The sequence below is a fragment of the Variovorax sp. GW458-11-26-14-LB1 genome (assembly GCF_059423965.1).
In genome coordinates, this window is record NZ_JBWKYW010000008.1 from 80,391 (window position 1) to 97,207 (window position 16,817).

At 70.4% G+C, this 16,817-nt stretch carries 17 protein-coding genes and 1 pseudogene; 8 read left to right on the forward strand and 10 right to left on the reverse strand.

Annotation, left to right across the window (positions count from 1 at the left end):
• Positions 1-26 precede the first annotated feature (26 nt).
• The 3 genes from AC07YS_RS08260 to AC07YS_RS08270 all read right to left on the reverse strand — a co-directional run bounded on the left by AC07YS_RS08260 (position 27) and on the right by AC07YS_RS08270 (position 5,459).
• Positions 27-719, reverse strand: coding sequence for a PA4824 family protein (locus tag AC07YS_RS08260; RefSeq protein WP_495269100.1), 693 nt, complete (start codon positions 717-719; stop codon positions 27-29).
• Between the two features lie 85 nt (positions 720-804).
• The gene (locus tag AC07YS_RS08265; RefSeq protein ID WP_495269101.1) at positions 805-1,836 is read right to left on the reverse strand and encodes a response regulator; all 1,032 of its coding nucleotides are present in this window, start codon (positions 1,834-1,836) and stop codon (positions 805-807) included.
• The gene (locus AC07YS_RS08270) at positions 1,833-5,459 is read right to left on the reverse strand and encodes a hybrid sensor histidine kinase/response regulator (protein WP_495269102.1); all 3,627 of its coding nucleotides are present in this window, start codon (positions 5,457-5,459) and stop codon (positions 1,833-1,835) included. The genes AC07YS_RS08265 and AC07YS_RS08270 overlap by 4 nt, the downstream gene beginning before the upstream one ends.
• Before the next feature lie 102 nt (positions 5,460-5,561).
• On the opposite strand from AC07YS_RS08270, the gene AC07YS_RS08275 reads away from it, so the two are divergent.
• The 4 genes from AC07YS_RS08275 to ureC are packed head-to-tail and all read left to right on the forward strand — an operon-like array spanning position 5,562 to position 8,525.
• The gene (locus tag AC07YS_RS08275) at positions 5,562-5,864 is read left to right on the forward strand and encodes an urease subunit gamma (protein ID WP_062474548.1); all 303 of its coding nucleotides are present in this window, start codon (positions 5,562-5,564) and stop codon (positions 5,862-5,864) included.
• A 29-nt stretch (positions 5,865-5,893) separates the two neighbouring features.
• Positions 5,894-6,490 (forward strand): HupE/UreJ family protein, encoded by a 597-nt coding sequence (locus tag AC07YS_RS08280; protein ID WP_070063623.1) that lies wholly within the window; start codon positions 5,894-5,896, stop codon positions 6,488-6,490.
• 7 nt (positions 6,491-6,497) lie between these two features.
• A complete protein-coding gene (locus tag AC07YS_RS08285) occupies positions 6,498-6,803 on the forward strand; it encodes an urease subunit beta (protein WP_070063624.1) in 306 nt (101 codons plus the stop codon).
• Between the two features lie 3 nt (positions 6,804-6,806).
• Entirely contained in the window at positions 6,807-8,525 is a 1,719-nt protein-coding gene (ureC, locus tag AC07YS_RS08290; protein ID WP_495268761.1) for an urease subunit alpha, read from the forward strand.
• Between the two features lie 30 nt (positions 8,526-8,555).
• On the opposite strand, the gene AC07YS_RS08295 is transcribed toward ureC, so the two are convergent.
• The 4 genes from AC07YS_RS08295 to AC07YS_RS08310 all read right to left on the reverse strand — a co-directional run bounded on the left by AC07YS_RS08295 (position 8,556) and on the right by AC07YS_RS08310 (position 11,809).
• Complete coding sequence (locus tag AC07YS_RS08295) at positions 8,556-9,956, reverse strand: amidase (RefSeq protein ID WP_495268760.1); 1,401 nt, start codon at positions 9,954-9,956, stop codon at positions 8,556-8,558.
• 152 nt (positions 9,957-10,108) lie between these two features.
• Positions 10,109-11,047, reverse strand: a complete 939-nt coding sequence (locus tag AC07YS_RS08300; protein ID WP_492741226.1) for an AraC-like ligand-binding domain-containing protein — start codon at positions 11,045-11,047, stop codon at positions 10,109-10,111.
• A 133-nt stretch (positions 11,048-11,180) separates the two neighbouring features.
• Positions 11,181-11,585, reverse strand: a complete 405-nt coding sequence (locus AC07YS_RS08305; protein ID WP_495268759.1) for a type II toxin-antitoxin system death-on-curing family toxin — start codon at positions 11,583-11,585, stop codon at positions 11,181-11,183.
• A complete protein-coding gene (locus AC07YS_RS08310) occupies positions 11,582-11,809 on the reverse strand; it encodes an AbrB/MazE/SpoVT family DNA-binding domain-containing protein (protein ID WP_095743901.1) in 228 nt (75 codons plus the stop codon). The genes AC07YS_RS08305 and AC07YS_RS08310 overlap by 4 nt, the downstream gene beginning before the upstream one ends.
• A gap of 71 nt (positions 11,810-11,880) precedes the next feature.
• Between AC07YS_RS08310 and ureE the strand changes: the two genes are divergently transcribed.
• The 3 genes from ureE to ureG all read left to right on the forward strand — a co-directional run bounded on the left by ureE (position 11,881) and on the right by ureG (position 13,955).
• Positions 11,881-12,462 (forward strand): urease accessory protein UreE, encoded by a 582-nt coding sequence (gene ureE, locus AC07YS_RS08315; RefSeq protein WP_495268758.1) that lies wholly within the window; start codon positions 11,881-11,883, stop codon positions 12,460-12,462.
• Between the two features lie 149 nt (positions 12,463-12,611).
• Complete coding sequence (locus AC07YS_RS08320; protein ID WP_495268757.1) at positions 12,612-13,283, forward strand: urease accessory protein UreF; 672 nt, start codon at positions 12,612-12,614, stop codon at positions 13,281-13,283.
• Positions 13,284-13,304: 21 nt separating this feature from the next.
• Positions 13,305-13,955, forward strand: a complete 651-nt coding sequence (gene ureG / locus AC07YS_RS08325) for an urease accessory protein UreG (RefSeq protein WP_369644510.1) — start codon at positions 13,305-13,307, stop codon at positions 13,953-13,955.
• 27 nt (positions 13,956-13,982) lie between these two features.
• Here the strand turns inward: ureG and AC07YS_RS08330 are convergent, their stop codons facing one another.
• The gene (locus AC07YS_RS08330) at positions 13,983-14,861 is read right to left on the reverse strand and encodes a pirin family protein (protein WP_495268756.1); all 879 of its coding nucleotides are present in this window, start codon (positions 14,859-14,861) and stop codon (positions 13,983-13,985) included.
• Positions 14,862-15,013: 152 nt separating this feature from the next.
• On the opposite strand from AC07YS_RS08330, the gene AC07YS_RS08335 reads away from it, so the two are divergent.
• Positions 15,014-15,970, forward strand: coding sequence for a LysR family transcriptional regulator (locus AC07YS_RS08335; protein WP_139700107.1), 957 nt, complete (start codon positions 15,014-15,016; stop codon positions 15,968-15,970).
• Here the strand turns inward: AC07YS_RS08335 and AC07YS_RS08340 are convergent.
• Both AC07YS_RS08340 and AC07YS_RS08345 read right to left on the reverse strand, forming a co-directional pair.
• On the reverse strand, positions 15,959-16,567 hold the full coding sequence (locus AC07YS_RS08340) for an ATP-binding protein (RefSeq protein WP_495268755.1): 609 nt from the start codon (positions 16,565-16,567) through the stop codon (positions 15,959-15,961). The genes AC07YS_RS08335 and AC07YS_RS08340 overlap by 12 nt on opposite strands.
• Before the next feature lie 12 nt (positions 16,568-16,579).
• Positions 16,580-16,817, reverse strand: a pseudogene (locus AC07YS_RS08345) (hypothetical protein); the annotation flags it as partial.

Sequence of the window (16,817 nt, forward strand, 5' to 3'; positions counted from 1 at the left end):
TGCAGCGGATTTCAGTTTTCCTTCACTTATTTCCAGCTGAATTCGTGGTTCAGCCCGATCACCACGCCGCGCACGCCCTGCGGCCCGGTGCGCGAGGTGCTGATGTCGACGCTGATCAGCGGCGTCAGGCTGAAGCGGCCGCCCACGCGCGAGGTCCACAGGCCCCCGGCCCGGTGGCGTTCGGCGATCAGCGACACCGCGTCGTTTAGCGCCCACTCCACGGCCAGGCCGCCGCGCGGCGTGCGCACACCGGTGCCCAGCGCCCAGTCGGCGCCCAGGTTGGCGTGGATCTGCAGGCTGGCCGTGGGCCGCCAGGTGAGCGGCACCACCAGCTGGCCGCCCCAGCGACCGCCGCGCCGCAGATCGGCCACCGCGCCCATCGACACGGCGGCGCTGAAAGGCGCGTCGGCGGCCGCGCCGGCAAAGGTCCACTTGAGCTGCGGGCCGCCCGTGACCGAATGGACGCCCTGCGCCGACAGCCGGTCGAAATTCAGCCCCAGCTCGACCGGCCCGACCCGGCAGGCAGGCCCGACATGGAAACCCGTCGTGACCGGCTCGGCACCGCTGCGGCCCCACCAGGTTTCGTACTGGCACTGGCCGGGATCGAGCGTGCCGGCGTCGTCGACATCGAAGTGGCCGGCGGCCTGCGCGCCCAGGCCCGGCAGTGCGGCGAAGGCGGCTAGGAGCAGGCGTGCGGTGCGCGTGTTGTTGTTCTTCATTTCGTGCTTCCCTCGGAGAGCCCCGCCTCATTCTAGGAAGCCGGAAAGTCCGCGCCATGACGCGGCAACGCCATCCCCGCACCCTTCAGAGTTCGAACTGCGGCTGCAGCTCGCGGATGCGCTTGATCGCCACGCCGGCGGCGGCCGTGCGCGTCTCCACGCCCAGCTTCACGTACACGCGCTCCAGGTGCTTCTTGGCGGTGGCCGGGCTGCTGCCGAGGATCTCGCCGATGTCCTTGTTGGTCTTGCCCTTGACCACCCAGTACAGCACCTCGGCCTCGCGCGCCGTGAGCTTCAGGCTCAGGCTCATGGCCTCGATCACGGCGGTGTCGGACACCTCGCGCATGACGATCATCCATTCGTCGCCGGCGTCGTCCTCGCCGGTCTGGCGGTGCAGCCGCAGGCTCAGGCTGCGCGCGCCCTGCGCGATCACCAGCGCGGGCGGCTCGATGCCGCGCGCGCGGGCGTCGGGCGCGTGCTGGCGCAGCCAGCCGAGCACGGCCGGCGGCGTCTCGGGCGCCTGCGTTTCGCAGTAGCGCGCCAGCAGGTCGCGCGCCAGCGCCGTCTGCCAGATCAGCCGCCCCTCGGGCAGCCGCACCGTGATGCTCGCGTAGCCGAAGGCGTCGAGCGCATTGCGTGCCTGCCCGGCCTGGTGCGCCTCCTGCCGTGCGCGGCGCGCGCCCTGCAGGTGCACGTTCATGCGCGCCAGCACTTCCTTGGGCTTGATCGGCTTGGTGACGTAGTCGACCCCGCCCGCCTCGAGGGCGGCCACGAGGTGCTCGGTTTCGGTGAGGCCCGTCATAAACACGATGGGGATGTGCGCGGTGGCCGCATCGGCCTTGAGCCGGCGCGCCACCTCGAAGCCGTCGATGCCCGGCATCATCGCGTCGAGCAGCACGATGTCGGGGCGCGCCTGCGCGGCGCGCTGCAGCGCCTGCTCGCCGTTCGTGGCGATGAGCACGGTGTAGCCCGATTCGTCGAGCGCGTCGTGCAGCACGGCGAGGTTGTCGGGCACGTCGTCGACGATCAGCACCAGGTCGCCGTGGGCGCCCTGCTGCTCGCGCAGCGTGCGAGCGAGCGGTGAAGCGGGCAGGATCGGTGGAGACAAGAGAGTCATGCGGCGCCCTCGGCGGCTTCGGCCAGCGCGCGGCCCATGGCTTCGAACTGGAACTGGCGGGCCAGCGCGCGCTGAGCCTCGGTCCACGCGGCGCACTCGGGCTGCGCGGCGTCGATGTCGTCGAGCTGGTTCATGATGCCCCGGAAGTAGCCCAGGCCCACGGCCTCGTCGAGCGCGCGCAGGCGCGCCAGCGACGGCGGCTGCATCGCGCGCGGCGCCGCCACGGCGGGCGCGGGCCGCGCGGCGGTGTCGGTCCACTGCAGGGCCAGCCGGCGCTCCAGCCAGTCGAGCAGTTCGGTGTGGCGCACGGGCTTGACGAAAAAATCTTCGGGCGCAATGCCCACGTCGTTGTCCAGGCCCTTGTCGAAGGCGTTGGCCGAGACGATGGCCACCGACGCCTCGGCCAGCCCCAGCTTGCGCGCGCGGCGGATGGTCTCCCAGCCGTCGATGCCGGGCATCGCGAGGTCGACGAACATGGCGTCGGGCCGGTAGCCGGCGGCGATGAGGTCCAGCGCGTCGTGCCCGCTGGCCGCGCTGCGCAGCTCGAAGCCCAGCGGCGCGAGCACATGGCCCAGCAGCTCGCGGTCGGCCTCCTCGTTGTCGACCACCAGCAGGCGCCGGCGCGCGCCCTCGTAGCCGCGCCGCGCGCGCGGTGCCGGCGCAATGCGCGCACTGCCCGCCACCGCCTCGTGCACGCGCGGCAGGAACAGCCGCACGCAGAACAGCGAGCCCTCGCCCGGCGTGCTGCGCACCTTCATCTCGCCGCCCATCAGGTCGGTCAGCATCTTCGCGATGGTCAGGCCCAGGCCCGCGCCCGGTGCCGACGACACCGCCGCGTGGCCGCGCGCAAAGGGCTCGAAGATGCGCTCGATGTCGGCCGCCGTCATGCCCGGCCCGGTGTCCTCGATCTCGATGGCGGCGAACTCGCGCGCGTACGAAATGCGCAAGGTCACCTGGCCCGCCGCCGTGAACTTGATCGCGTTGCCCAGCAGGTTGATGAGGATCTGGCTCACACGTTTTTCGTCGGCGCGCACCACGTCGGGCAGCGCACCGGCCGCCTCGAAGCGAAAACGCAGGCCCTTCTCGGCCGCCTGCAGCTCGAACATGTCGGCCAGCTCGCGCATCGCATCGGCAAAGCGCATCGGCCGCGCGTCGAGCGTGAGCTTGCCGGCCTCGATGTGGGCGATGGCCAGCGTGCCCTCAATGAGCGACAGCAGGTGCTCGCCGCCGCGCTTGATGACGGCCACCGCCTGCTGGCGGTGCGGCGGCACCGAGTGGTCTTCGCCCATGAGCTGCGCGTAGCCCAGGATGCTGTTGAGCGGCGTGCGCAGCTCGTGGCTGATGGCGCTGATGTAGCGGCTCTTGGCCTGGTTCGCGAGGTCCGCCGCGCGCCGCGCCTGGTCGGCCGCGAGCTTGGCGTGCTCGGCGATCTCGCGGGCTTCTTCGGCGCTCTGCTTGGCGTCCTGCAGTGCGCGGTCGGTCTCGCGGTGCAGCGCAATCTCACGCACCAGCAGGTGGGTCTGGCGGTTCGATTCTTCCTGCGCCACCTTGCGGCTCTGGTGCGCCAGCACCAGCCACCACGCGACGATGCCCGCGATGACCAGCAGCGCCATGTAGGCCTTGAGAAAACCCGAGCGCAGCGACGCCTGCTGCACCGCGACCAGCGCCCCGCCCACGTCGGCCTGCGCCGCCAGCGCGAGCGCGCCTTCGCTCAGGGCCCGCAGCTCCTGCTGGTAGAGCACGCCGAACACCACCGCCAGCAGCGGCACGATGACCAGCATCAGCAGCAGGAAGTGCCCGAGCCCCGTGTCGAGGTAACGCCAGCTGCGGCGCGGCAGCAACCAGCGCAGCACCGCGGACCACTGCGCCGACAGGCTCGCGTGCGGCTTGCACAGGTCGCCGCAGCGCGCGTCGAGCGTGCAGCACAGCGAGCAGATCGCGCCCTGGTAGGCCGGGCAGTGCGCCATGTCGGGGCCTTCGTACTCGCGTTCGCAGATCACGCAGTGCTGCACCTTCAGGCGCTGGTAGCTGCCGCCCTCGTCCGGCGACGGCTCGACCCGCGCCCAGCGCACCTTGCGCCCACCCGCGGCCGGCGCGAACAGCACCGAGCCGCCCGCGTCGGACGTGCGCGCGAGGTAGTACTTGCCGCCCGTGGCCCACGCCAGCAGCGGCGACGCCACCAGCGCCGTGCCCAGCGCGATCAGCGCCGAGAAGGCCTGCGCCAGCGGCCCGAACACGCCCAGGTGCGCCGTGATCGACAGCACCGACGCCAGCGCCATCGCGCCCACGCCCACCGGGTTGATGTCCCACAGGTGCGCGCGCTTGAACTCGATGCCCGGCGGCGACAGGCCCAGCGGCTTGTTGACGACCAGGTCAGCCACCACGGCCATCATCCAGGCGATGGCGATGTTGGCGAACAGGCCGAGCACGTCGCCCAGCGCCTCGAACACGTTCATCTCCATCAGCATGAAGGCGATGAGCGCGTTGAACACCACCCACACCACGCGCCCCGGGTGGCTGTGCGCCACGCGCGAGAAGAAATTGCTCCAGGCCAGCGAACCCGCATAGGCGTTCGTCACGTTGATCTTCAGCTGCGAGACCACCACGAACAGCGCCGTCGCCGCCACCGCCCAGCCGTAGTTCGGGAACACGTACTCGTAGGCCGCCAGGTACATCTGATTCGGGTCGACCGCGCGCTCCACCGGCACCATGTGCGTGATCGCCAGGTAGGCCAGCGCCGCCCCGCCCAGCATCTTGACCACGCCCAGCACCACCCAGCCCGGTCCGCCCGCCAGCACGCCGGCCCACCAGCGGCGTGCCGTGCCCGCGGTGCGCGCGGGCATGAAGCGCAGGTAGTCGGCCTGCTCGCCCATCTGCGTGATGAGCGCGATGCCGACCGTCAGTGCGGCACCGAACAGGTGCAGGTTGAATCCCTGCGCGCCCGACTTCGCCCCGCCGTAGTGCGTGATGCCCGCGAACGCACCAGGATCGCGCACCAGCACGAAGACGAAGGGCACCACCAGCATCAGCAGCCACAGCGGCTGCGTCCACAGCTGCAGCCGGCTGATCACCGACACCCCGTGCGTGACCAGCGGAATCACCACCAGCGCGCACACCAGGTAGCCCCACACCGGCGGAATGCCCAGCGCCAGCTCGAGCGCATAGGCCATCACGGCCGCCTCGAGCGCGAAGAAGATGAAGGTGAAGCTCGCGTAGATCAGCGAGGTGAGCGTGGAGCCGATGTAGCCGAAGCCCGCGCCGCGCGTGAGCAGGTCCATGTCGACGCCGTAGCGCGCCGCGTACACGCTGATCGGCAGGCCCGCCAGGAAGATGATGAGCCCCGTGACCAGGATCGCCCAGAAGGCGTTGACGAAGCCGTACTGCACCAGCAGCGTGGCGCCGACCGCCTCCAGCACCAGGAACGAGGCCGCCCCGAACGCCGTGTTGGCCACCCGCCATTCGGACCATTTGCGAAAGCGCTGCGGCGTGTAGCGCAGCGCGTAGTCCTCCAGCGTTTCGCTCGCGACCCAGCTGTTGTAGTCGCGCCGCACCTTGACGATGCGCTGGGGAGCGTCGTCAGTCAGGAGGGGTGCGTCGGCGGAATTCACACCGTTTCGGTGCAGCTTCCGTGCCACCGGGTACGGCATTTGGCGAACAGGGCACGACTGTTGCAAAGAGACGGCCTTGCCCATAATCACCGACCGCCACCCGACCCCACCCCCGCCATGGAACTGACCCCGCGCGAAAAAGACAAGCTGCTGATCTTCACGGCGGCGCTGCTGGCCGAGCGCCGCAAGGCGCGCGGGCTCAAGCTCAACTACCCCGAAGCCGTCGCGCTGATCACCGCCGCCGTGATGGAAGGTGCCCGCGACGGCAAGAGCGTCGCCGAGCTGATGAGCGAGGGCCGCAGCGTGCTCACCCGCGCCGACGTGATGGACGGCATCGCCGAGATGATTCCCGACATCCAGGTCGAGGCCAGTTTTCCCGACGGCACCAAGCTCGTGACCGTCCACCAGCCGATCGTCTGAACCTCCGCCACAAGAAGAAAGACCCCTCCATGCGCTTCGCAAAGACTTCCGCCCTGCTCTCCGCCCTCCTCCTGCCGCTGGCCGCCAGCGCCCACACGGGCGTCGACGGCGGCGTGCACCACGGCTTCGTCACCGGCTTCATGCACCCGCTCACCGGCGCCGACCACCTCGCGGCGATGGTCGCGGTCGGCCTGTGGAGCGCGCTGGTCGCGCGCCGCGCCTGGCCCGACCTGCTGTGGGCGCCGCTGGCCTTCGCGGGCATGCTGCTCGCGGGCGCGCTGGCCGGGCTGGCCGGCGTGCAGCTGCCGGCCGTCGAACCGATGATCGCCGCCTCGCTGCTGGTGCTGGGCCTGCTGGTCGCCACGCGCGTGCACCTGCCGGCCGGCGTCGCCATGGCCGTGGTGGGCCTGTTCGCCGTCTTCCACGGCGTGGCGCACGGCCACGAACTGGCGGGCGAGCACGGCGCGGCCCTCACGCTGGCCGGCATGGTCAGCGCCACGCTGCTGCTGCACGCGGCCGGCATCGCGCTGGGCTGGGCGCTGCGCCACGCCAACGCCTGGCTGCCGCGCGTGGCCGGTGCTGCCGTGGTCGCCCTCGGCGCCACGCTGCTGGCCCAAGCGGTCTGAGGCGGCCATGACGCCCGGCGAACTCCTCACCGACGACGGCGAGCACACGCTCAACCCCGGCCGCCGCGCCCTCACGCTGGTGGTGCGCAACACGGCCGACCGGCCGATCCAGGTCGGCTCGCACTATCACTTCGCCGAAACCAACGGCGCCCTCGACTTCGACCGCGCCGCCGCGCGCGGCATGCGGCTGAACATCGCCTCGGGCGCCGCGGTGCGCTTCGAGCCGGGCCAACAACGCACGGTCGAGCTGGTCGACTTCTCGGGCGATCGCATCGTCTACGGCTTTCGCGGCCTGGTTCAAGGAAAGCTCTAAAACATGGCCACCATCGGGCGACGCGCCTACGCAGAAATCTTCGGCCCCACCGTGGGCGACCGGGTCCGCCTTGCGGACACCGACCTGCTGATCGAAGTCGAAGCCGACTACACGCTGCGCGCCGGCGGCTACGGCGAAGAGGTGAAGTTCGGCGGCGGCAAGACGATCCGCGACGGCATGGCGCAGTCGCAGCGCACGCGCGCCCAAGGCGCCGTCGACACGGTGATGACCAACGCGCTCATCCTCGACCACTGGGGCATCGTGAAGGCCGATATCGGCCTGAAGGACGGCCGCATCGCCGCCATCGGCAAGGCCGGCAACCCCGACGTGCAGCCGGGCGTGGACATCGTCATCGGCCCGGGCACCGAGATCATCAGCTGCGAGGGCACCATCGTCACCGCGGGCGGCATCGACAGCCACATCCACTTCATCTGCCCGCAGCAGATCGAGGAGGCGCTGGCCTCGGGCGTGACGACCATGCTCGGCGGCGGCACCGGCCCGGCCACCGGCACCTTCGCGACCACCGCCACGCCCGGCCCCTGGCACATCGAACGCATGCTGCAGGCGGCCGATGCCTTCCCGATGAACCTGGGTTTCCTCGGCAAGGGCAACGCCAGCCTGCCCGACGCGCTGCACGAGCAGATCGAGGCCGGCGTCATGGGCCTGAAGCTGCATGAAGACTGGGGCACCACGCCCGCGGCCATCAGCAACTGCCTGGACGTGGCCGACGCCACCGACACGCAGGTGGCGATCCACAGCGACACGCTGAACGAATCGGGCTTCGTCGAGAACACCATCGCCGCCGTGGGCGGGCGCGCCATCTGCGCCTTCCACACCGAGGGCGCGGGCGGCGGCCATGCGCCCGACATCCTGCGCGTGGTGGGCGAGGCGAACTTCCTGCCCTCATCGACCAACCCGACGATGCCCTACACCGTGAACACGCTCGACGAACACGTCGACATGCTCATGGTGTGCCACCACCTCGATGCCGGCATTGCCGAGGACTTGGCCTTTGCCGAGTCACGCATCCGCAAGGAAACCATCGCCGCCGAAGACGTGCTGCACGACCTGGGCGCGATCAGCATGTTCAGCTCCGACAGCCAGGCCATGGGCCGCGTCGGCGAGGTGGTGATCCGCACCTGGCAGACCGCGCACAAGATGAAGCAGCAGCGTGGCACGCTGCCCGAGGACAGCGAGCGCAACGACAACTTCCGCGCGCGGCGCTACGTGGCCAAGTACACGATCAACCCGGCCCTCGCGCACGGCATCGCGCACGAGGTGGGCTCCATCGAAATCGGCAAGTGGGCCGACCTCGTGGTCTGGAAGCCGGCCTTCTTCGGCGTGAAGCCCTTCACCATCATCAAGGGCGGCACCATCGCGATGGCCGCGATGGGCGACCCCAGCGCGTCGATTCCCACGCCGCAGCCGGTGCACTTCCGGCCGATGTTCGGCGCCTACGGCGGCTCGCTCGCCAAGAGCTCGCTGACCTTCGTCTCGCAGGCCGGGCTGGCCGCGGGCATCAAGGAGCGCTACGGCCTGAGCAAGCACCTGAGCGCGGTGAAGAACATCCGCAACGTGCGCAAGCAGGACCTGATCCACAACGGCTACACGCCGAAGATGGAGATCGACGCGCAGACCTATGCCGTGCGCGCCGACGGCCACCTGCTGACCTGCGAGCCGGCCAAGGTGCTGCCAATGGCGCAGCGCTACTTCCTGTTCTGAACGAAGCCGCGCTGCGGCTTCTGCGGTGACTTACACGGCCGGGTGCCGGCGGTGCCAGTCGGTTGCGCGCTGGAACGCCCAGCCCGCGCGCACCAGCAGGTCTTCGCCGAAGTGCGGCGCCACGAACTGGAAGGCCACCGGCACGCCCGCCTCGGTGGCGCCGCCCGGCAAGGTGAGCGTGGGGCTGCCCGTGAGGTCGAACGGGCAGGTGTAGCGCAGCATGCCCGCCAGCAGCTCCGGGTCCACGCCGAGCTGGCCGGCGCGCTCGAGCGTCGGCGCCGCGAAGGGAATGGCCGGGATCAGCAGCAGGTCGACCTGCTCGAAGAACGTGCGCACGCGGCCGGTGAAATCGGCGCGACGCAGCAGCAGCTTCTGATAGTCGGTGGCGCTTTGCGACAGGCCCAGGTCGATCAACCCCGAGAGGCCCGGGCCGTACTCATCGCGCCGCGACGGGTACGTGGCCTCGTGCGCCACAGCGGTCTCGACCGCGCACAGCGGCGACCAGTCGAGCACCGCCTGCGCCGTGTCGGGAAACACCACCTCGCGCACCGAAGCGCCCAGCGATTCGACCGTGCGGATCGCAGCCGCCAGCGTGGCGCGCGTGGGGGCGTCCACGCGGTCCAGCGTCCACGCAGGGTCGATGCCCACGCGCAGGCCGGCCAGGCCGCGCGTCATCGTCGCCAGGTAGTCGGGCACCGGCAGCGTGCTCGCCGTCGGGTCGCGCGGGTCGGCGCCGGCGATGGCCGCCAGCATCGCGCCCGCATCGGCGGCGCTGCGCGTCATCGGGCCGATGTGGTCGAGCGAGGCGGCGAGTTCGAAGGCGCCGTGGCGGCTCACCCGCCCCCACGTCGGCTTGAGGCCCGTGATGCCGTTGGCCGCCGACGGAAAGCGGATCGATCCGCCCGTGTCGGTGCCCAGCGCGCCGAAGCACAGCCCTGCCGCCGTGGCCACGCCCGAGCCGCTGGACGACACGCCGGGCCACAGCGAGGCGTCCCACGGGTTGACCGGCGACGCGATCTGCGGATGGTGGTCGGCAAAGGCGCCTTCGGTCTGCTGCAGCTTGCCGAGGATCACCGCGCCGGCCTCGCGCAGGCGGTGCACCACGGTCGCGTCTTCCGTCGGGCGGAACGCTTTGTGGATCGTCATGCCGTGCGTGCTCGGCACGCCCTCGGTCCACAGCAAATCTTTCACGGCCAGCGGCACGCCGTGCAGCGGCCCGCGCGCGCGGCCGGCGGCGATCTCGGTGTCGGCGCGGCGCGCCTCGTCGAGCGCCTGCGCATCCATGCGCCTCGCGTAGCTGCGCAAGCGGCCGTCGACGGCCTCGATGCGCGCGAGCATGGCGCGCGTGACCTCTTCCGACGAGCGCTCGCGCGACTGGATCTGCCGGCCGACTTCCAGCAGTTCGAGATGATGCAATTCCTTGTCCGCCATGACTGACTCCCGCGTGTGTAGGGTTGAGAAAGAAGGTCCGAATCCAAGTGGCGACGCTGCCACCCCGGGCGAACCTTATCGGCGCGCGGCGGCCCGCGCTGGTCTCTTCCGGACATGCACTTGTGCTGGGGCGGACACCCCGCGCGCGGCGCTCAGCGTGGCTTCAGCAGCGTGTGCGGCGCGCAGCCGTAGGCCTTGCGGAAGACCCGGCTGAAATGCGACAGGTCGGAAAACCCGTGCTGGAACGCGACGTCGGTCACGCTGTGCGCGCGCCCGCCCACCAGCGCCTCGCGGCTGGCCGCTAGGCGCGCCTGCCAGACCGCGCCCATCGCCGTGGCGCCCTGTCGCGCGAACGCCCGCGCCACGGTGCGCGCCGAGACGTGGTGCGCCTGCGCCAGCGCCTCGAGCGAGAGCGCCGGGTCGTCCAGGTGGCGCTCGATGTAGGCCGTCATGCGCGCATGCAGGCCGCGTTCGGCGCCGGCGTCGCCGGTCATGTCCTGCTGCAGTTCGAGCGTCACGGCCAGCAGATCGATGAGCGCGCCGCCGAAGCGTTCGGCGGCGGCGGAATGCGGCTGCGCAAACGCCGGGTTCGCCGTCTCCCGCAGCATCGCGTGCAACGGCGCCGCGCCGGGGCGGTCCGCGGCGATGGTGCGGGCGGTGAAGTCTTCGGCCTTCGCGAAGCGCCGCAGCAGCAGCCGGCGCGGCATGCGCGCCAGGTAGACCGAGCGCGCGTCCAGCGTGCATTCGAACGGCCGGCCGGCGTCGTAGAGCAGCATGTCGCCGCTGCGCAGCCGCCCCTGCCGCCCGCCTTGCACCAAGGTGCCCTCGCCCTCCTGCACGAACGCCAGCCACAGGTCGTCCAGCGGGTGCCGGCGCAGGTGGGGCGCGTCGCGCGACCAGTGATGCATCGGCGCCGACATGCGGTTGACGCTGACCGCGCCCACCTCGCGCACATCGAGCCGCCCTTCGAACGGCTCCGCCGTCATCGCGCGGCTGGCCGCGGGAATGCAGTGGCGACACACGACGTCGTGCCAGTAGTCGAAACGCAGCGGGGTCGCCACGTCGGTCGTCAGGTAGGCCAGGCTGTTCATGACGCGCATGCTGGGGCGGATGGGGCGCGCAGGCAAGCCCTGCGCGGGGCCCGGTACTTGCTACGGTAGGAAGAACCCTTGTTGCACCGTGCCCATGCCTGCGTTTTCATCCACCCGCGCCGCGCGCGCCGCTTCAGTCGTTGCGTGGCGCCAGGTGCTCGCGAATCCACTGGGCAAGTGCGTCTTCGTCCAGCCCGCCTTCGGCGAGCTTCAGCGTGATGAGCACGCAGTCATGGTCGGACGCCACCAACTCGAAGCCGTTGAGGTCGAGGAACACTTCCATCGCGACGAAAGCGGTTCGCTTGTTGCCGTCGGTGAAGGGGTGGTTGCGCGCAATGCCGAAGGCATAGGCGGCGGCCAGCGTGGCCGCATCGGGCGATTCGTACAACGCGCGGTTCTGCGGTCGGCCCAAGGCCGAGGCCAGAAGGCCCTCGTCGCGCACGCCCGCCGGCCCGCCATGCTCGGCCAGCTGCTCTTCATGCACCGCATGAATCAACTGCAGGCTGAGCCAGACCCAGGCCTGGTTGGCCGCGCTCATTTCGCCAGCTCGCGAAGCACGTTGCGCCGCTTCTTCATGACGCGCCGCGCCGCCTCCATCTGGCGTTCGAAGGCGTCGTCGTACGGTGTGAGCGTGAAGCCGCCACCCGCGGCCTGCGTGAGGTAGACCGTGTCGCCCTTGCCGACCTTCATGCTGGCCAGCACCTCCTTGGGCAGGATGACGCCGACCGAGTTGCCGATCTGGGTCAGTTTGAGTGCGGACATGGCGGACTCCCACGAGCAAAAGTTATAACAAGCGTTATATTATTCCGCCTCATCTGGAGTCGCAACCCGCCATGCTCACCGCCAACAAACTCATGCCCCAGGGCCGCGGTCTCGCGCCCGTGCTGCTCAAGCGTGCCGCCACCATCGAACTCGATTGGGACGTGCGCCAGAAAAGCCGTTTCGACGCCACCGACTCGCAGGGCCGGCAGATCGGCATCTTCCTGCCGCGCGGCACCGCGGTGCGCGGTGGCGACGTGCTGGTGGCGGAAGACGGCTCGCTGGTGCGCGTGATCGCGGCGCCGCAGCCCGTGCTGCGCATCACGCACTGCACCGCCCACGGCACGCCCTTCGACCTGACGCGCGCGGCCTACCACCTGGGCAACCGGCATGTGCCGATCGAGCTCAAGCCCGACCACCTGAAGATCGAACCCGACCACGTGCTGGCCGACATGCTGCGTTCGATGCACCTGATCGTCGTCGCCGTCGAGGAAGCCTTCGAGCCCGAAGGCGGCGCGTACGGCGCGCAGGGACATTCGCATGGCGGCCACAGCCATGACCACAGTCACGACCACGGGCACTCGCACAGCAGCGGCCCGAAGCCCCTCGTGCTCGCCCCCGAACTGCTCGACGACGATCACGGCCACTCACACTGAAATGACCCACCGCCCTTCCCGTGCGCAGGACACTGGGTGCTTCCCGCAGCGAAATCAAGGAGGAGGGCGAAGCCCGGGGGACATTCGCGGAGGGAAGTACCCGGTGGCCTGCGCACGCGCCCTGAACAGCGGCGCGCGCCAATAAACAGATGCCAACCCCGCACAGCCTCCTCCAGCTCATCTGGCTAGCCTCCCCCGCCCTGCCAGTGGGAGGCTTCTCGTACTCCGAAGGCGTCGAGGCAGCAGTCGAATGGGCCGGCATCAACTCCGAAGCCAGCGCCACCGAGTGGCTCTCCGACCAGCTGCACCTGAGCTTCGCGCGCGGCGACCTCGCCCTGGCCGCCCAGGCGATCGCGGCCTGGCGCGCGAACGACGCGCAACGCATCCGCACCCTCAACGACTGGGTGCTGCACACCCGCGAATCCGCCGAGTTCTTCCTGCAGACCGAGCAGATGGGCCGCTCCTTCGTCGAGTGGCTCAAGCTGCACCATGCCGACACCGCCGAGGTCTTCGCCGGCCTGCCCGCGACCTACCCCGTGGCCTTCGCGTTTGCCGCCAGCCGCACCGAAGCCACCGTGCAGGACGGCTGCCTGGCCTTCGCCTTCGGCTGGGCCGAGAACATGGTGGCCGCCGCCGTCAAGGCCGTGCCGCTGGGCCAGAGCGCGGGCCAGCGCATCCTGGCGCGGCTGGCCAACGAAATCCCTGCGGCCGTCGACCGCGCCATGCAACTGAGCGACGACGAGCGCCAGGCCTTCGCGCCCCTGCTGGCGGTGTTGTCGGCCCGCCATGAAACACAATATTCCCGCCTCTTCCGAAGCTGACCGAACCGGACCTTTTCGCCCATGACCTCCGCCCTGCACCACATCCCGAACCGCACCAAGAAGCTCCCGCCGCTGCGCGTGGGCATCGGCGGCCCCGTCGGCTCGGGCAAGACCACCCTGCTCGAAATGCTCTGCAAGGCGATGCGCGACAAGTACGACCTCGTCGCCATCACCAACGACATCTACACCAAGGAAGACCAGCGCCTGCTCACCGTGGCCGGCGCGTTGCCGGCCGAGCGCATCATGGGCGTGGAAACCGGCGGCTGCCCGCACACCGCGATCCGCGAAGACGCCTCGATCAACCTCGAGGCCATCGACCGCATGCTCGAAGACTTTCCGGACGCCGACATCGTGTTCGTCGAATCGGGCGGCGACAACCTGGCCGCCACCTTCAGCCCCGAGCTGTCGGACCTCACCATCTACGTGATCGACGTGGCCGCCGGCGAAAAGATCCCGCGCAAGGGCGGCCCCGGCATCACCAAGAGCGACCTGTTCGTGATCAACAAGACCGACCTCGCACCCTACGTGGGCGCGAACCTCGACGTGATGGAACAGGACACCCAGCGCATGCGCCGCCAGCGCCCCTACGTGATGACCAACCTCAAGACACTCACGGGCGTCGCCGAGGTCGTGGCCTTCATCGAAGCGCGCGGCATGCTCACCGCCGCCTGATTCTTCAACCAGGGCGGCGGCGGCCGCTCAGTGCGCCACAGCCTCTGGCATCTGCCCGAACTTCCCGCTGCCGAAATCCTTCATCGCCTGCACGATCTCGTCGCGCGTGTTCATCACGAACGGGCCGTGGCCGACGATGGGTTCGTCGATCGGCTCGCCGCTGAGCAGCAGCACCACCGCGTCGTTGTTGGCGTCCAGCGTGAGCGCATCGCCCGCGCGGTCGAGCAGCACCATCTGCGCGTCGCGCACGACCGTCTCGCCGTTCACCTGCACCGTGCCGCGCAGCACCACCACCGCGGCCGTGTGGCCTTCGGGCACCGGCAGCGTCACCTGCGCGCCCTGGTTCAGGCGCAGGTCCCAGACGTCGATGGGCGTGAAGGTGTGCGCCGGCCCCTTGTGGCCGAGGTAGTCGCCCGCGATCACCCGCACGCTGCCCGCGCCTTCCGGCAGCGGCACCGACGGAATCTGCGCATCCACGATGGCCTGGTAGCCGGGCGTGGCCATCTTGTCCCGGGCGGGCAGGTTGACCCACAGCTGCACCATCTCGAGCTCGCCGCCGTCGCGCGTGAACGCTTCGGAATGGAACTCCTCGTGCAGGATGCCCGCGCCGGCGGTCATCCACTGCACGTCGCCGGGGCCGATGGTGCCGCCCTGTCCGGTCGAGTCGCGGTGCGACACCTCGCCCTTGTAGACGATGGTCACGGTCTCGAAGCCGCGGTGCGGGTGCTGGCCCACGCCGCGCGGCTGCGCGGTCGGCGTGAACTGGGCCGGACCGGCGTAGTCCAGCAGCAAAAAGGGGCTGGCATGGCGCCCCAGCGTGTCGTAGCTGAACAGCGAGCGCACGGGAAAACCGTCGCCCACCCAGTGCGGGCGCGGTGCGCTGTAGGTGCCGAGGATCTTCTTCATGGTCTGTGTTCCTTTCCATCTGGCGGCTCGCCCGGAACGGGAAAGCCATGGATCAAGGATGGGGCCGCAACGATGCTTTGAGTAGATGCCAGAATTCGCCCTCATCGTTCCATCTGGCGAACGATCAACGGCACGGAGGGCCCCCCAAAGCCATGCGCGACCTGAACGATCTCTACTACTACGCCCAGGTGGTCGACCACGGCGGTTTTGCCCCGGCCGGCCGCGCGCTCAGCGTGCCCAAGTCGAGCCTGAGCCGGCGCATCGCGCTGCTCGAGGAGCGGCTGGGTGTGCGCCTGATCCAGCGTTCCACGCGCCGCTTCAGCGTCACCGACATCGGCCGCCAGTACTACGAGCACTGCGTGGCCATGCTGGTCGAGGCCGACGCCGCGCAGGAGGCCATCGACCGCCTGCAGGCCCAGCCGCAGGGGCTGGTGCGGCTGTCGTGCCCGCCGGCGCTGGTGTACTACCAGGTGGCCGAGATGCTCGCCCGCTTCATGACCGAGTGCCCGCGCGTGACGGTGCAGCTCGAGAGCACCAACCGCCGCGTCGACGTGATCCGCGAAGGCTTCGACCTCGCGCTGCGCGTGCGCTTTCCGCCCCTCGAAGACACCGACCTGGTGATGAAGGTGCTGGGCCACAGCACGCAGCGGCTGGTGGCCCACCCGCGCCTGCTCGAAGGCCTGACGGCACCGGCCAGCCCCGCCGACATCGGCCTGCTGCCCAGCCTGGACCTCGGCCCGGCCCAGCCGCACCACACCTGGTCGCTCGAAGGCCCCGACGGCGCGAGCGCCGAGGTGCGCCACCAGCCCCGCCTGGTGACGGACGACATGGCCGCGCTGCGGCATGCCGCCCTGCAGGGCGTGGGCGTGGCCAAGATGCCGACGATGATGGTGCGCGACGACCTGCAGGCCGGCCGCCTGGTCGACGCGCTGCCGCAATGGGCGCCGCGCAGCGGCATCGTGCACGCGGTGTTCCCCTCGCGCCGCGGCCTGCTGCCGTCGGTGCGCAAGCTGGTGGACTTCCTGGCGGTGGAGTACGAGGCGCTCGAGGCCCTTGAACTTTCGGGCGTATCGGCCGCATCGGCGCCGACGCGCACTTCAGTCGACTGATCCAGCAGCCAGCGCCGGCGCGTACAGCGGCAGGCGCAGCGTCAGCCCGAGCACGCCGCCGTCGTCCGGCGCGGAATAGATGCGCCCACCGTGGCGCCCCGCGATGCGCTCGCAGATGCGCGCGCTGGCCAGCGAGGCGGCGTCGAGTGCATCGAAGAAGCGCGCCAGCGGTGGGCGTTCGCTGTCGGCATCGAGGTCGCGCCAGTGAACGACGGCCTGCGTGCCTTCGATGCGCGCGCGCACCTGCAGCGTCGCGCCCGCGGCCATCACGCGCGCGGCATGCGCGGCCACCTTGGCCAGCAGCTCGCGCAGCTCCGACGGAATGCCGAAGACCGGCACCGCTTCCGCGGGCAGGTCCACAGCGAGGCGCAGCGCCGTGGCGTCGCCGGGCTCGGCGCCGAGCAACGGCCGCAGGTCCTGCACGCGGCTGTCCGCCAGGTGCTGGCGCTGCTGCGTGCGGGCCTGCTGCGCGAGGCCACGGGCGTGCACGGCCGCGCGGGCGTTGGCGACGAACAGCGCGCCCATCAGCGCGAGCACGCCGGCCAGCCCAAGGCCGATGAGCGTGGCAATGATCAGGCCGAGCTGACTGCCGTACATGGTCGACAGTCCTCAGCGCATTTCGGGAAAGGCCGGCCGCGCGCAGCCGCTCGGGGCCTCGCAGCGTGGCGGGGGCGGCGGCCCTTCGCCGCGAAACCCTGGCAGTGGGCCGGGCGGAAAGAGAGGGGGCGGCAGAACGATGCAGCCCGACAGGCCGAGCGCTGCCAGCACGCCCGCGAGGTGATGAATTCGGATCATGTGAATCGATGCGTTGCTTGTTCGACGGCAGGGCCCGTTCGCGTGCGCCTGT